This window comes from Allobosea sp. NPDC055594, assembly GCF_053618995.1.
Window position 1 is genome coordinate 102,927 of record NZ_JBSHIO010000013.1, and the last position, 14,273, is coordinate 117,199.

A 14,273-nucleotide genomic window follows, 5' to 3' on the forward strand; every position below is an offset into this window, starting at 1 on the left:
GCCGAGCCCCAGCCCAACGCTCGGCTGTCAGCCGCCGTCATCCTCAGGGGTGGCGGCGGCCTTTTCTGCGTTGTCAGTCAGCGCTCTCGCGATCTGCTTCGCGACGATCTCGGCCTCAGCCTTCGTCATCCGCTTCGTCACGATCCTGCGCTTGGGATCGTCGTCGAAGTAGAGGTAGCAGACGCTGTAGCCCTCGGCATCCTGAATGCCGAAGCTCTCTTGATACTGGTATAGGCGCAAGGGGAGTTTCATCCCGGCAGGATTCACTTTCGGGGCGGGCTCGTCTACAGTGGCCCTCGTGGTGCCAGGGGTCGAAGCTGGGCTCCACTGTCAACGGGGCCTGCTTTCGCGAGACGCGAGGCAGGCTTCACCGTTTCATCGCCAAGCCCCTACCCACCATCCATACACAGCAGCCCCAGCCAGCAGCACCAGGACAACCGCCATCCTCGCGTCTGAGGGGCCGTAGCGCATTAGGGCTGCTGAGCCCGGATGGCTTCTGCCGTGCCTTGATCGAGCCCGCGCCCAACGCAGTCCATAGGGTCGAGCGTCAATTCTCTCAGATATCCGGGCAAGCTCGACGGGACGTTCTTGCAGTTCCAAAACCACCAATTGTCAGTGAGGCTCTGCGGTGTGGCGTGCTGATATGTGATGCCGAGGGCCTTCATGACATGTTGGGGGTGCCCGGTTTCCCCTTCGTCTTGCGCTGCATACAGGCTGAATCTTAGGTGCATCTCACTCCCCCTGCGCCCGGATGGCTGCGGCAAGCCGGCTGAGACGATCGCCGGCCTTCTCATCATCGTCGCAGATTATGTCCGCGTCTAAGATTGCTTGGCGAAGTGAGCCCAGCGCGGCTTCTGCGGCTAGGGCGCGGGCTTCCATGGCGCGGCATGCGTCGCGGTAGCAGCAGGCGTTGAACGGGCTGTCGATCGAGGCGTCCTGCTTGATCTGCTCGTGCCATCCGTCGATGCCTGCACGGCTCTGGCCTTCATCGGCAAGCATCTGCATGCGGAGGTCGCGCAGGGTTCCAGCCTGCCGCTCGCACTGGCCCTTCCACATGTCGCGGTTGCGCTCGACCCGCTCCTTCTCAGCCAGGACCGGCGCGAAGAGGGCGAGGACGGCGCGGGCCTGCTCGCGATACCTGTCTTTGACCTTGTCCGCGAGAAGGTCCCAACGCTTGTTCCGTGGGTTGCTTTCGTAGATCGTCCTCGCCCCGTCCTCCTCGCTCGGCATAGCGGCGGGGGCGGGTTGAACTAGTTCCATTTTGGACCCAGTTGCCATGCCCGGCTCAGACCCTGGCACCGCGCCAGACCCTTCTGCAAACAAGGGGGTGGGGCTAGCGGTCATGGGCCGGCCTCCTCGGGCTTGGCGATCAAGGTCAGGTCGTCGATCTCGATGTATCCCCATTCCCGGATTGCCTTTGGGATGTTCTCTAGTTCCTGCTGGAGCGCATACGCGGTGTCGGCCCAGTATTTCCGCTCCGCTTCTAGCAGCGCGAGCCGCTTCCGCTCTTCAAGTCTGTCCTTGATGTCGACGTTGACGTGGCTCATTCACCTCTCTCCCGCCGCAGAGAGGAAGCGCCCGTAAAGGTCGCGCATGTAGTCGGCCCACCGGTACTCGCCGCCAAGGCTGACGTTGAGCGCGAAGGCGACGGCTCGGTCTAGCTGCGCGCTGCTCGGCTCCTTCGGCACGAGCACCCACCCCTCCGTCTCTCCGGTAGAGCCGGGGGAGAGGGCTTGCAGGTAGGCGGTGATGGCGGCTTCGGCGACGACCTTGTCGTGGTCTAGCACCCAAGCGCCATTCTTCACCTCGGAGAAATCGGGCTTCACGCGCCGATGAAGCACGGCGCGCGCCGAACGCTCCAGCGCCTTCTCATCGAGCTGCATCGTGCTGCTCCTTGTGGGCTTTGAGGAAGGCGGAGAGTGCGGCGCGCGCGGGGGATTTCGCGTCGCCGGTGAAGTTGCCCGGAGGGTTGCAAAGCGGGCGGAACAGGCGAGCGCCTAGTGTCCCGTCCTCCGCCAGGGAGGCGCCGAAATCGACATCGGCATGCCACCCCGGCAGCTTCTCCTCGATCAGCGCGATAACCGCGTCGAGGGAGGTGGTGTAGCTGGGCAGAGGTAGCCCCCCGCCGTTCTCTGTGCGGTAGACCAGTCCTTGCGGCGTGCCGAATTTCCACCACTCGGATCGGTAGGCCCCGGTAATGAAGCGGCTCGCGGCGCTGTCTGGGAACAGCGCGACATGGATTGCACCATCCAACTCGCGATCCGCTCCCTCGCCCTTCTCGACGCGCTCTATCAGTTCATCGATCATCGTGGGTGTCCTTTTGAAGGGCGGCGTGGCCGGCCTCGGTGAGACGGCAGATCGAATAACTAGGGTGGAAGCCCTGCTCCACGGGCTCGATCAGGCCCATTTCGAGAAGCCTCTTTCCGACATCGCGACGAACGCCGCCTGCGTGGTAGATCGACATCGGGCCGCGGAGCCATTTTGTCAGTGCGCCTCGCTGCGCCATCGTCAGCCTATCGATCATCGGTGTTCTCCAGTGCGAGGCGGCCGGCGGGGGTGAGCCTTCTGCCGTTGAGATCACGAGGGGTAGACTGCCCGTCACGGACAGAAGAATCGGCTTCTTCGATCCACGCATCAGGCACTCGGCAGCCGTATTTCCTACCTTCCGAGTGATATTCGATGTACTCAAGCACCTTGCGTCGGAACGGCGTCAGTTTCTCAGCCACGGTCATTCCTCCTTGGGGCTGTGGGCGGGTTCAACCTCGCAGTTAGAGTGATCTCCGAGAGGCAGCCAGGAAGGGCCGCCGCTGAAGTTTGCGCAAAGCCATTGCCAGCCGGGGGCTCCGCTGTCGGGCCCATTCGCGTTAAGTTGGACGTGAGATTGGCTGCCGTCTGAAACGCTGATCACGATGCCCAGGTGCAAGAAACCGACGTAGCTTTCTCGGATAGTGCCTTCGCGTCCGTCCTTGTTTCGGGCAGCGGTTCCTTTCCAGCCGTCATCCATCGGCTCATCCCTCCCTGTCGGTGGCGAGCGAGGCGCGGACGTAGGCGTTGTGATGCGACTGCGCGCCAGCCTGCGCTCCCTCCGGGCTGGGCGCATACCCGTGGGCGCCAAGGCCCTGCCATTTCCATCCGTTCTCGTCAGCGCAACGAACGGAGTAAGCGGTCGGAACCGTGTGATAGTCGCCGTTCCACGGCGTCATGTGCGACCGGTGCCACTCCAGCGGCTTGACCTTCACCTGCGCGCCAGGGGCGGGAGGGGTGGCGTAGAGCGGCTGCCTTTCATCCGGGCCACCCGGCAAGTCGGGATGCGCTTCGACCATGTCTGAATAGCGCCAGGGCATGGGCTTACCATCGATGACCCGGCGATATCGCCAAGCCACCGGCTCCCCCCTCGTCGCGGCAGAGGTGGACGGGGCGAGGGCGGCGCGATAGCCCGCAAAGAACGCGCTTTTCGCGATACTGCCTCTTGTCATGAAATCGCTACCTTCTGGCGCATCCCAGGCTTCCCATGCCTCCCGCACCCCATCCCTGCCCTGCGTCTCGGCTGGGGCGTCAACAGGCTCGGTCACGGCGTCGAGGCACTCCGGCGAGCAGGCCCAACGGTCGTCGGAAAGCTCGTGGCCCCATTGATCGCCGCCTTCGCTTTCCTCTCGCGTGTCGATGATCCGGCCGCAGTTGCAGCAGTTCACGACATAGGCCGGAGCGCTCGTCGCGGCAGTGGATGCGAGGGCGGCGGCACATGCCTTCACGGCCGCGTGAGTGTCGGCTTGACTGGCGTACAGGCGCTCGGCCCAATCCCCATCGTGACAATTGAAGCCGGTCATAGACGCTTCGCCGATAATGCCGCGCACAAGATCGAGTGCTGTCTTGGCCACCCGCACCGCCTCCAGTCCCTCGGCAGCCGGCGCAGGGGTGGCGGGCAATGGGCCAAGAGGTTGCACAGCGACAATATCGCCTGCGGCATGAAGCATTCCGCGACTGATGCGCATGAATGGCTGGCTGTCGCCCTGCACCGTGTAAAGGCACGCCACCGCCTCGGCCGGCTTAGAATGGTGGGTCATGGGCGAAACCTCGGATGCGTGATCGCAGCGAGGATCATTTCCTCGGCAATCATCTTGTTGATGTGCTGGGATCGACCGTTATCGACGTAAGCTGCGATACCGCTCGAATGTGTGATGCGGACGCCATTCGGCACGCCGACGTGCTGTCCGCCCTTCTGATGAATGCCAGGGATCGGGTAGACTTCGATCTTGATGTCTTCCGGTGGAAGCGTGACCATCACTCACTCCTCCGCAAGAGGATCGAGAGCGGCGCGGGCGAAGCTCGGGTGGTTGATGATCGCGCCGAGTTTCTCGCGATCGGTCATCTTGTCGTGCTTGCCGTAGAGCTGAACGACGCGGTCCTTCTCCCGCAACGCCGCCTCCAGCACCGCGATCCTCTCGGACTGGGAGGACTGGGAGGAGGATTTTGAGTGCGCATCCGCGAGACCGGCAGGGCCGTTCTCCAGAGCCGATTTCGCCCGTATCTCTGCGGCGCCGGCCGTATCAAGATCTTCCCGCAAAAAGTCGATCCGCTGCTGCATCTCGTCGATGAAGCGCTTCAATGACCATGCGGTCATCGGCTCGCTCACCTTCTCAGGCAGTGTCAGGCAGGATCCGGCCCACTGAGCGCAATAGCTCGACATGTTGGCGACAATCTCGGCAAACCGGGCGTGGGTGATGGGCTGCTCAGCCATTGGGGCCGCCTCCCTGCAAAAGAGCGGCGCGGGCTATCTCTGCACAGGCCCCGCTTTCTTCATGCGACGGCTCGGGGACGGCGCCGCCAGTCCACACCAGATGCGTATCTGCTACGACGATCTGGCCAAGCGCCGCCCCCATCCTCTCCTTCTCGCGAAGCAGTTCATCGCGCTCGGATTCGGCGGTGGTGGCGCGGGTCTCCCACGCCTGCCACTGCTTTTCCGCGCGAGTAACCTGTTCGTCGTAGATGCCGGCCTTCTCCGCCAGTTCGGCCGCGTGCCCGTCACGCTGAACGCGCAAGGTGTCGGAACGCTGGCGCTCGGCCGCCAGTTCGGCCCTGGCCTGTTCCAGGTCAGCGAGGATCAATTCTCCGCCACGCTCTGCGGTCTCTCGCGCACCTTTTTCGTCAGCCAGTTCGGCCGCCTGCTGCGCGATGAGTGCGCCCTTCTCGCGGCGTTCTCTGGCGAGTGCGCTTCTGGCCTCGTGGAGATCAGAGCGAAGCTTTGCAATCTCAGCCGCACAGACGACCGGGTCCGCGTAGAACTCGTCACCCACGCGCATGAACAGCTCCGAGCCGCCAAGCGGGCGAACGGTCAGCAGCGCGTCACTCAACTTGCGAGCCAACCCCGCCCGAACCTCTGCGGCCTTCGTGGTGAGGTCAGAGGTCATGGCGACCACCATGGCTGACCGAGCCGCCGGCCATGAGGCTGCCGCGAACGTTGCCACAAGTGACGGAGCCGCCCGCCTGAACAGTGCCGCCAACGTCGCCGCAGCGGACACTGCCGCCAGCCATGACATCGCCGCGGACCTCGCCGCAGGTCACTGACCCGTCAGCCTCCAAGCGTTCAAGAACGCCATCGGTGATCTTGATCTCGACTTGGCCCGACAGCGTCCCGTCCTGCCGCGCACCGTCGATCGTCACGACGCCGTTTCGGATGGACACGCTTCGGCCCGAGAAGACGCGGCCGTCGATATTGATCGTCGCCATTGCGGGAACTCCTATCCAGCGATCTTGAGTTTATAAGCGCCATACGTTATTGTCAATAAGCGCCACACGTTACGGGGTCGGTTTTGACAGAATTTCAGCCACACGATAATGCGCGGGGGATGGGACGCCCGCCGCTCACGCCTAAAGAGAAGACCGTCAAGACGACGCTCCGCGTGACGCAGTCGTGGCTTGACCGCATCGAGGCTGTGGCAGGCGAGGGGAAGACGGCGGCGTTTATCCGCGAGACAGTCGAGGCGGAGCTAAAGCGCCGCGAGTCGGTGCGGGGAGGGCGGGGCTAACCCATTGATTCGCATAGGACCCAAGAAAGCCCGCACCTTCACGCAAGGTATTGGTAGAAAAGAATAGTTGCACCCCAGCTCTGGGCACCATTTTTTTTAAAGGTTTAGCGACGGAGTTTAACCTGGCATGTCAGGTTCTGCTCCCGCCGCCTGCTCTGGTCGCGTTTCGGCGGGCCATTCTGAGTTCGGCGTCTCGGCTCGATTGAACGCCGCCGCCTCGGTTGACCAGCCCGCGCTAGCCTCATGCTCGGCATTGAGTTTCGAGTGAGGGGCGTGACTACCACGCCGCGCCGAGAGCCGGTACAGCGCCAATAGCGGGCGCGCTCCAGGCTCCTCGCGGCATCGGTGGGGGGGGGCGGAGAATGGGCAGCACCCACATAGTAGGTGACGGACGCCATGGGGTCCGCGGGTCCTTTGATGCAATAGAACAAAAAAGGAACAATTAGTGTGACGTGGAGTCAAGCTCTGGTACTATGCTAGTCTGGACGTCTGGGAGACGGCGACGATGATTGGCGATGAGTGGGCGAAGGCTGGCCAAGAGTTTGGCAAAGCGGGGCAGGAGATCGGCAAGGCAACCAGCAGAGGAATAGACGCGGCGCAGACGGTGGGCGGGTTCTTCGGAAAGTATCTGGCAGGACCACTGGAGCAGACAGCAGGAATGCTCGAAGATCGGCTTCGCTTTACTCGATGGGAGCGGCAATTGCGCCTTAGGAGGCGTGCACAGGAGTTTCTGGAAGCGCAAGGGCAATCTGGCCCTACTCACAAAGTGGCTCTCAATTTCGGCGTCCCTCTCATCGAGGCGGCAAGCTTGGAGGAGAACGACGAGCTGCAAGATGTATGGGCCCAGCTCCTTGCGAACGCAGCCAGCAACGAAGCGGGAATCCAGCGCCTTCCGGCCTTTGTTTCGATGCTCAAGGATATGAGCCCGCTCGATGCTCGTATCCTGCGAATGGCCGTGCGTGCCCCGGCTGACCTTATGAAAGACTACGTCTACACCGCCGGTTTTCCTGAAAGCTATACGCCGCCCCCTAAATCGAACGACGATAGAATTATGCCCTCGCTGGCCGTGGAGACCTCGCTGTGGAATTTGGTAAGGCTCACGTGCGTTGAGCCAATGCAGCTCATCAGCGGGCGCACGGTCGCCGCCGTATATCCGACCACCTTGGGAACGGAGTTTGTTAAGGCGGTATCGCGACCGAATGTGGAATAGAGACTTCCACAAGGGCCGTGCCTCGCGTTCTGCGAGCGCACACCGAGCGGCTGCGCGCTCTCGATTGTCTGTCCGCCCACGAGGCGAGCCCGATGCGCGAACGCCTGCCTGCCGGTCCGTGGCGGCAGGTGAGCGTCGCAGGGCTGGCGTATCGCGAGGCCATCTGCCAATTGACCTCCCAAATCTCAGAGCATTCGGGGGGATGGGATCGATGATTCGGGCTGGGTTTGTCGGGCTCCTGGGCCTCGTGGTTTCGACTGGTGCCTTGGCGACGGACACGCTGTCGCGAATCCAGAAGACCGGGGCGCTGCGACTTGGGTTCCGGGCCGATGCGCCACCATACTCATATCGGTCGGGAGATGGTTCGCCTTCAGGCTATGTCGTCGATCTTTGCCGTGAGATTTCCGAGGTCATAAAGAAATCGACCGGCGCCGTGAATCTGAAGATCGAATTCGTGGAGGTTGCCGCTGCCAGTCGTCTCGAGACGGTCAGGGACGGCAAGGTCGATATTCTCTGCGATTCGACTTCGGTGACGATGGCGAGGCGGGAGTTGGTCGATTTTTCGATACCGACCTTCATCGATGGGGCCGGTTTGCTTTATCGGAACACGGGCCCCGGGCATCTTGCAGATTTCGAGGGGAAGCGGATCGGTGTCCTGCAGGGGTCGACGAACGAGGAGGCGCTCAAGGCGGTTCTTTATAAATTCGATATCGAGGCGAAAATTGTACCGATGAAGTCGCATGAGGACGGGGTCCGGGCGATAGTCGACAAGTCGTTGGATTCCTATTTCGGTGATCGCGGTATACTCTCGCATTATCTGAGAGCGAGCAAAAATCAGTCGATATTGAAGCTCGAAGAGCAATATTACACGTTTGAAACCTATGCCCTGGCCATTCCTCGTGGCGATGGCAGGCTTCGCCTGCTTGTCGACGGGGCTCTCGCCGATCTCTATCGCAGTCACGCGGTGCGCCGGATCTATACGCGTAGTTTCGGCAATACCGCGCCGGACGAGTTCATGCGGGCGCTCTTTGTAATCCACGGCGTTCCGAAATGATCGCCTCAGTGACGGGGGCTTCCCCCCGCACAGGCCAGTGGAGGCGGCGTCGATCGCCGCCGCTGGTCTTTGAAGGGCTGAAGCTTCGTCAGGCTCGTCGGTTCGAAGGGCTAGCGGCCTCTGTGCCGGGCTGATCGGGCGTTCCGATATCGCCCCGTTCTGTCGGCGCAGGCCCGCGCCTGTGCCGCCTGCCCATGGCCTGCGAAGCCTGTGCCGAGGATAGGGGCACGAATCACGCGCGCCCCGCAGGCCGGTTCGGCAGATGTCTGGTGCTCGCTGTCCTCTTCCTGCACGGGCCGTTCGGCGGCCGTTCATTTGCGGGGCTGTTAGTGGCCGCAGTTCCTGCAAGGATCTGGTGTGATGCAAAACCCTGCCGCCAAGCGCGCCGAGCGCGCCCTGAAGCCGCCGCGTCCGATCGCGATCCGCTGCGAAGCCGAGGGCTATGCCGTGCGCTTCGGGCTGACCGAGGCCGAGGATGAGCGGCTGCCTTGCCCGGTCTTCGCGACGCTGCCGGAGGCGCTGGCCTTCGTCGACGCGCTCGACGAGGCGAGGGGCTGAAGCGGTACATGCGGCGGCCCCGGCTCTTTTCCAGAACTTGTTCGCAGAGGTCGCTTGTCAAAGCGGCATGGGATCGGGCATAGAGCCTTTCAACGGAGACGTGGCCGAGAGGCTGAAGGCACTCGTTTGCTAAATGAGCATACCCCATAAGGGTATCGAGGGTTCGAATCCCTCCGTCTCCGCCATCATTTTTTCTTGTTTTTCAAAGACTTGGCTTGGTAGTCATAAGCGATTGTGTAGCATGAGTGTGGGTGCTTTTGTTTAGCGCTCGCCTACATCAGCGCCGACCTGATCACGAACGCTTTGCCCGCTGTCGCCTGTGCAAAGAGAATCGTTGCGCGGGGCGAGCTGAAAAACTTCTGGCCTGCGGATGAAAGGGTGGAAGGTCCGCGCCAAGCGAACCGGCATGGGGATATTATGCCCCTCCAAAACTTTCGCCGCCTTGAGAAGGGCCGCTTGGCTCCCGGTCGTCGGACTGCCGCAGAACGCAGTGACGGCGCGCTCGGCACTTTCGATAGCGCCAGACTGCTCGAAGTAGCGGCGAATGAAATTCCTAACGTCGCCAGCAGCCCCTTCCAGATAGTCGGCGATCTGATCGGCCGAGTAGTGGGCCGAATTCTCGGCATAGGGACTGCCGGCCTCCCGCTCAAGCTCGTCCAGCAAGTAGCTGCCGATGTCGTTGCAGTCGGCATCCGCGACGCCGCAGTCCGCAGAAGCGAGGAGAGCCGCACCGAAGCCGGCAAGTCAGCCACGGTGCGGACATGCATGGTCGTCGGCGCCATGGCGCCGTCGTGTCGAACATATTCATATTGGATAGTCTTCGAGCCGCGCCCTCTCGCTCGCCGGCGGCGCTAGCCGCAGCGGGGAACGACGATGGCGTCGACAGCGTGGATCCGACGGCCTCAGACGAGGCTGCGGATGCTCAAGCTGCGATTGAAGGGAGCCCCGGGACGGGGTGCGGAGACTTCCGTGCGGCGGCAGGGTCGATATGATGGCGCTTAGCTATGGGTGCATCATCCTCATACGATGATCGCCTTGTGGTCAGGCCGCCGCCTCCGCGCCAACGGAGGTGGTGGCCGGCTGATTACACGCGGCGCTATGAAACGGCCGCAGAAGCACGACCGAGAAAACCACCCTGCCGGATCCAGCAGCGGGCGCAACTCTTCCTCGATCGTATGGATAGCTGGTCGTTTCCGGTGCAGGAATCCCGGTTTCAGCGCGGATGACTAACCCGCAGTTCTGGCCCTTTGCGGACTCTGATGATTTCTGCTTTCGGGCGTCGCGTTAAGCCTCCAACAATTGGCGAGATCGCGTTGTTGGCGCCCGCGCCCGTCATGGGGGAGGCTTCCAGGCTACGCGAGTCATGTGCACTGGAAGCGGGCATGTCTTTACATGGTCTCGCGTAGCGGCTCGAGAGCTGATGGTCGCAGGAGTATGTTGTGGCCGACCGAGCCATTCGGCATGGTCTATTATGTTTGCGCTCGGCCGCTTGTGGTCGCAAACAGATGAGATGGCCTGCCGCCTTGGCTTCTGCTCCGTGCCAGCCTTTTGGTCGATGTGCTGGAGCGCGAAAGCTGCCGTCGTTCGGTCCAAATCCAGGGGGCTCCGATGAGCGATGCCTCTCATCGCGCCGTCAGTATTCTGAGTGCGAATCCGTTCTTTGCGGGGTTCGCAGGTGACGCGCTCGAGAAGATCGCGGCAGTCTGCAGGCAACGGCATCTGGCCGCGCGGGAGGTCCTGTTTCTCAAGGGCGCTCCGGGTGACGGGCTTTATGCCATTCGACGGGGGCTGATCCGTATCGGGACAGTGGATGATCTCGGCCAGCAGATGACGATCAACCTCCTGGGCGGCGGCGATGTATTCGGTGAAATCACCTTGCTCGACGGCCAATCCCGCACTGCTGATGCCGTAGCGATGGAAGACACCGCCATGTTCTTCCTGCCGAGGCAGGATTTCATGAGCCTGCTCAATCGCGAACCGCCCATCGCGCTGCAGTTGATTGGCCTCCTCTGCGCTCGGTTGCGCGATGTCATCGGCCGGCTGGAAGAGACGACATTCCTGCCCTCCGCAATCCGGCTTGCGCGACGTATCCTGGTGCTCGCCGCCGACTACGGCACGGATGTCCGTGCTTCGCAGGAAGAACTGGCATCCCTCACCGGCGTGACACGCGAAACGGTCAACCGCCACCTCCAATCCTGGAAGCGCACCGGCGTCATTTCGTTGGGACGAGGGCGGTTACTGATCCAGGATATCGAGGACCTGCGACGCTTGGCCAAGATCGATGCGGCCTAGCGGCGATGGCAAGTATTCGAGCGCCTATCGGGCTGTCGTTTCGCCCGCTGCGAAAACCCGAACGGGCTGGTCGAAGCCCTTCAGCACGCGCTCATCCAGTTCAACGAGAAGCACGCGCTCACCGACAGCATGAGCGGCGACGGTATCGATCAGGATTTCGGCATCGCCCGCGCTGGCGCACAGGCGCGCAGCGAGATTCACAACGTTTCCAACGGCGGTGTATTCGAGTCGGCCTTCGGAACCAATACGCCCCACCGTCGCAAGTCCCATCGCGAGCCCGACCCCAAAGCCGAGACGGTGATCCAGCGCCTGTCGATCGCACAAAAGGGATTGCACCGTCTTCTGCATGTCCCGCGCCATGTTGATGGCGCACAAAGCCGGGTCCGGGCGGGGGACCGGGGCATTGATCAGGACCATCATTCCGTCACCCGAAAAATGCGTCAGCGTGGCTCCGTGTTCGATCACCACCCTGTCCAATGCATCGTAGTACTCGCTGAGGAAGGGCATCACGATTTCAGGCTCGGCACGGGCCGAAAAGGCGGTGAAGCCCCGGAGGTCGCCGAAAACGACGACGACCTCGATGCGTCGGCCGTCAAGCACGCTCTCGTCACCTGATCGGTCGACCAGTTCGGCGACCTGCGGCGCGAGGAACCGCTTGAGCCGGCTGATCCGTTCCGAGCGCTCCTGCGATAGCGCCAGATCGCCCGCCATTTCGTTGAAACGTGTCGCGAGCCGCTCGAACTCATCGCCGGAGGCGATATCGATCCGGTGGTCGAACTGGCCGGCACCGATCCGCGCGACGCCGCCTTCCAGAAGCCGGATGGGCTCAATCATGCGCTGTGTGAGCCAGTACGCTAGGGCTGCTGCGAGGCCGGAGCCGACGACCAGGAAGGCGCCTGTCCGCCATAGGGCCGCATAGATCGGCGCAAAGGCCTCAGCGACCGGCTGCTTGACGACGACGCTCCAGTCGAGGCCGGGTATCGGCGCCATGGCGGCCAGAACCGTATGGCCGCCGATATCAGGTCCTGATGTCGCCTGGTCGCTCTGGGCAGCAATGCTCGCTCTGAGTGCCTGAAGCGGCTGGATTGCAGCCTCGTCGGCCCGCAGAACCAGGCTGATATCGGGATGAGCGATGAGGCGCCCCGGCTGGTCGAGGACGAACGCGCCCCCGGTTCGACCGATCCGGATCGCCGAGATGACGTCCCAAATCAGTTTGAGATTGACCTCGGCGACCGCCACGCCGACTGCCGAACGTGTCCCGGCTACGGCAATGGTCATGAAGGGCTCGGAGCCGGCATGGAAGGTTACAGGACCGTACCAGGCGCCGCCGGGGCGGACTTTCCTGAGTGCCGGACTGACCGAGTGGTCCGCGCCGGTTTCGACCTTGTTGAGCCCCAGGCGCGAAACGAACACACGCTCCCGCCCGGTGGCATCGACAAGGGTCAGGCTGACCACGGCGGGAACCTGACGTAACAGGCGAAAGGCGTCGAGCCTGCGTCTTTCGTCGGTGTCGTCTGACCATGGCAGCTGAACCGTCCACGCCAACTGATCACGAATTCCGTCCAGGAAGTCCTGAATCTTCGCAGCGGAGGATCGGGCTTCCGCGTTGAGAAGCTCGTTCAGCCTGGCCTTCTGGTCGTGATGGCCAAACCAGGCTTCGCTACCGCCGGCGACGAGAAGCGGTACGACGACTGCCGCGAACAGCGCGACGAAGTATTTCGCGAAGAGCGAATTCCGTGGAGCGGGTGGCGATTGAGACACCATGACAGCTCATGCGCCGGCTTTCCGGCCAGGTTTATTCGATCACCACGTCCGCGCTGCTCAAGATCGAAGGCGGCATGATCAGCCCCAGCTGCTTAGCCGCTTTCAGATTGACGAACAGCTCGACCTTCGTCACCCGCTGGACCGGCAGATCGGAAGGCTTCTCGCCCTTGATGATCCTGCCGGCATAGATCCCGGTATGGCGGTGCGACTGCTGGAAGTCGCCGCCATAGCTCATCAAGCCGCCAGCGTTCGGGAAATCCCGCGCCTGGGTAATGGCGGGCACTTTATGCCGCACGGCAAGCACGGCGAGGTGCCGACTTCGGTAGGCGAAATAGGGATCGGAGGTGAAGATCAGGCCCGGCAGCCGTATCTGGGATACGGCTGCGAACAGCGCCTCCAATTCCGGCTCGCTGCTGGCCTTGAGAAGATGCAACTCCAGTCCGAGGCTGCCCGCGGCCGCCTGCAGATTTCTTGATTGCGAACCTGAGGTCGGGCTCGCCGGATTGACCGCGACAGCGAAAGTCTTGGCGGTCGGAAACAGCTCGCTCATGAACTCCAGCCGTTTGAGCGAGACTTCGACGCTGAGGCTGCTGACACCGGTGAGATTGCCGCCGGGGCGGGATAGGCTGGCGACCAAGCCCAGCGCAACTGGGTCGCCCCCCAACTCGAAGACGATCGGAATCGTCTTGGTTGCCGATCGAGCGGCGAGCGCGACCTCCGCGCCGCCTGGCGCGACCATGACGGTGACCTGACGATCAGCCAGATCCATCGCGAGTGCCGGCAATCGGCCATACTGGCCTTCAGCCCAGCGAAAATCGATCGCGACGTTGCGGCCGTCGACATAGCCGGCTTCGGCTAGGCCTTCGGCAAAGGCGGTAAGGCGACTGGCGTAAGGCTCGGGCGATTCCGACCCGAGATAGCCGATGACCGGCGTGGTTTTCTGCTGCGCGCGGGCCGAGATCGTCGAGGCCGCCATAGCGCCGAACAATGCGATTGTCTCGCGCCGTGTCGCTGGAGCAGCCAGGTGCAAGGAGCAGGGCAAAAACCGCACGGCCGTTCCCCTTCCGACCGAGTTCTGGGCAGGTCGGGAAGCGCCGAACCAGCACTGATGCCCTTATATCATGCTGGACGGGCCATGTCGCGAAAACGGGCGAGCGTAACCCATTGGGGAGGAGCCATGATCAGCATGAGGCGCCCCAGTTTCAAAAAACCGGCCTCGTCGCTGCGACACCCGCGTTATCGCGTGGCGGCAGGAAGAGTATGAGCGGGCGCGGGGGCCGGGGGGAGCCCGGTGGCCCGGGGGGGGGGGGGGGGGTTGGGGGGGGGGGTGTTTAACAAAAAAAGCAGGCCCCGCCCCCCCCAAAGTGTA

The 14,273-nt window shown here is 62.7% G+C and carries 19 protein-coding genes and 1 tRNA gene; 5 read left to right on the plus strand and 15 right to left on the minus strand.

The features are described 5' to 3' along the window. Positions 1 to 27: 27 nt before the first annotated feature. The 12 genes from ACWGRX_RS21920 to ACWGRX_RS21975 all read right to left on the minus strand — a co-directional run bounded on the left by ACWGRX_RS21920 (position 28) and on the right by ACWGRX_RS21975 (position 5,727). On the minus strand, positions 28 to 252 hold the full coding sequence (locus ACWGRX_RS21920) for a hypothetical protein (protein WP_452119278.1): 225 nt from the start codon (positions 250 to 252) through the stop codon (positions 28 to 30). A gap of 480 nt (positions 253 to 732) precedes the next feature. Then, the gene (locus ACWGRX_RS21925; RefSeq protein WP_452119279.1) at positions 733 to 1,344 is read right to left on the minus strand and encodes a hypothetical protein; all 612 of its coding nucleotides are present in this window, start codon (positions 1,342 to 1,344) and stop codon (positions 733 to 735) included. Beyond that, positions 1,341 to 1,547, minus strand: a complete 207-nt coding sequence (locus ACWGRX_RS21930) for a hypothetical protein (protein ID WP_452119280.1) — start codon at positions 1,545 to 1,547, stop codon at positions 1,341 to 1,343. Before ACWGRX_RS21930 ends, ACWGRX_RS21925 begins: the two co-directional genes overlap by 4 nt. Beyond that, on the minus strand, positions 1,548 to 1,883 hold the full coding sequence (locus tag ACWGRX_RS21935) for a hypothetical protein (protein WP_452119281.1): 336 nt from the start codon (positions 1,881 to 1,883) through the stop codon (positions 1,548 to 1,550). Beyond that, entirely contained in the window at positions 1,870 to 2,307 is a 438-nt protein-coding gene (locus ACWGRX_RS21940) for a hypothetical protein (protein WP_452119282.1), read from the minus strand. The genes ACWGRX_RS21935 and ACWGRX_RS21940 overlap by 14 nt, the downstream gene beginning before the upstream one ends. Next, complete coding sequence (locus ACWGRX_RS21945; RefSeq protein WP_452119283.1) at positions 2,297 to 2,524, minus strand: hypothetical protein; 228 nt, start codon at positions 2,522 to 2,524, stop codon at positions 2,297 to 2,299. Before ACWGRX_RS21945 ends, ACWGRX_RS21940 begins: the two co-directional genes overlap by 11 nt. Further along, a complete protein-coding gene (locus ACWGRX_RS21950) occupies positions 2,514 to 2,726 on the minus strand; it encodes a hypothetical protein (protein ID WP_452119284.1) in 213 nt (70 codons plus the stop codon). Before ACWGRX_RS21950 ends, ACWGRX_RS21945 begins: the two co-directional genes overlap by 11 nt. A 282-nt stretch (positions 2,727 to 3,008) precedes the next feature. Then, complete coding sequence (locus ACWGRX_RS21955; RefSeq protein ID WP_452119285.1) at positions 3,009 to 4,064, minus strand: hypothetical protein; 1,056 nt, start codon at positions 4,062 to 4,064, stop codon at positions 3,009 to 3,011. Then, on the minus strand, positions 4,061 to 4,282 hold the full coding sequence (locus ACWGRX_RS21960; RefSeq protein WP_452119286.1) for a peptide chain release factor family protein: 222 nt from the start codon (positions 4,280 to 4,282) through the stop codon (positions 4,061 to 4,063). Before ACWGRX_RS21960 ends, ACWGRX_RS21955 begins: the two co-directional genes overlap by 4 nt. A 3-nt stretch (positions 4,283 to 4,285) precedes the next feature. After that, complete coding sequence (locus tag ACWGRX_RS21965) at positions 4,286 to 4,738, minus strand: hypothetical protein (protein WP_452119287.1); 453 nt, start codon at positions 4,736 to 4,738, stop codon at positions 4,286 to 4,288. Continuing rightward, positions 4,731 to 5,408, minus strand: coding sequence for a hypothetical protein (locus tag ACWGRX_RS21970; protein WP_452119288.1), 678 nt, complete (start codon positions 5,406 to 5,408; stop codon positions 4,731 to 4,733). The genes ACWGRX_RS21965 and ACWGRX_RS21970 overlap by 8 nt, the downstream gene beginning before the upstream one ends. Next, positions 5,398 to 5,727: a hypothetical protein gene (locus ACWGRX_RS21975; RefSeq protein ID WP_452119289.1), complete on the minus strand. Its 330-nt coding sequence runs from the start codon at positions 5,725 to 5,727 to the stop codon at positions 5,398 to 5,400. Before ACWGRX_RS21975 ends, ACWGRX_RS21970 begins: the two co-directional genes overlap by 11 nt. Before the next feature lie 804 nt (positions 5,728 to 6,531). On the opposite strand from ACWGRX_RS21975, the gene ACWGRX_RS21980 reads away from it, so the two are divergent. The 4 genes from ACWGRX_RS21980 to ACWGRX_RS21995 all read left to right on the plus strand — a co-directional run bounded on the left by ACWGRX_RS21980 (position 6,532) and on the right by ACWGRX_RS21995 (position 9,033). Then, positions 6,532 to 7,236: an Abi-alpha family protein gene (locus tag ACWGRX_RS21980; protein WP_452119290.1), complete on the plus strand. Its 705-nt coding sequence runs from the start codon at positions 6,532 to 6,534 to the stop codon at positions 7,234 to 7,236. 211 nt (positions 7,237 to 7,447) lie between these two features. Continuing rightward, on the plus strand, positions 7,448 to 8,290 hold the full coding sequence (locus ACWGRX_RS21985; protein ID WP_452119291.1) for an amino acid ABC transporter substrate-binding protein: 843 nt from the start codon (positions 7,448 to 7,450) through the stop codon (positions 8,288 to 8,290). 360 nt (positions 8,291 to 8,650) lie between these two features. After that, positions 8,651 to 8,848: a hypothetical protein gene (locus ACWGRX_RS21990; RefSeq protein WP_452119292.1), complete on the plus strand. Its 198-nt coding sequence runs from the start codon at positions 8,651 to 8,653 to the stop codon at positions 8,846 to 8,848. Positions 8,849 to 8,942: 94 nt separating this feature from the next. Continuing rightward, a tRNA-Ser gene (locus ACWGRX_RS21995) sits at positions 8,943 to 9,033 on the plus strand. Positions 9,034 to 9,109: 76 nt separating this feature from the next. Here ACWGRX_RS21995 and ACWGRX_RS22000 read toward each other — a convergent pair. Continuing rightward, complete coding sequence (locus tag ACWGRX_RS22000) at positions 9,110 to 9,511, minus strand: hypothetical protein (protein WP_452119293.1); 402 nt, start codon at positions 9,509 to 9,511, stop codon at positions 9,110 to 9,112. A gap of 945 nt (positions 9,512 to 10,456) precedes the next feature. Here ACWGRX_RS22000 and ACWGRX_RS22005 point away from each other — a divergent pair. Beyond that, positions 10,457 to 11,140 carry a Crp/Fnr family transcriptional regulator gene (locus ACWGRX_RS22005; protein WP_452119294.1) on the plus strand — a complete coding sequence of 228 codons (684 nt, stop codon included), beginning with the start codon at positions 10,457 to 10,459 and terminating at the stop codon, positions 11,138 to 11,140. Between the two features lie 24 nt (positions 11,141 to 11,164). Here ACWGRX_RS22005 and ACWGRX_RS22010 read toward each other — a convergent pair whose 3' ends face one another. Together ACWGRX_RS22010 and ACWGRX_RS22015 are read right to left on the minus strand one after the other, a co-directional pair. Next, entirely contained in the window at positions 11,165 to 12,904 is a 1,740-nt protein-coding gene (locus ACWGRX_RS22010) for a cache domain-containing protein (RefSeq protein WP_452119295.1), read from the minus strand. A 31-nt stretch (positions 12,905 to 12,935) separates the two neighbouring features. Next, positions 12,936 to 13,880, minus strand: coding sequence for an ABC transporter substrate-binding protein (locus tag ACWGRX_RS22015; protein ID WP_452119298.1), 945 nt, complete (start codon positions 13,878 to 13,880; stop codon positions 12,936 to 12,938). Positions 13,881 to 14,273 lie beyond the last annotated feature (393 nt).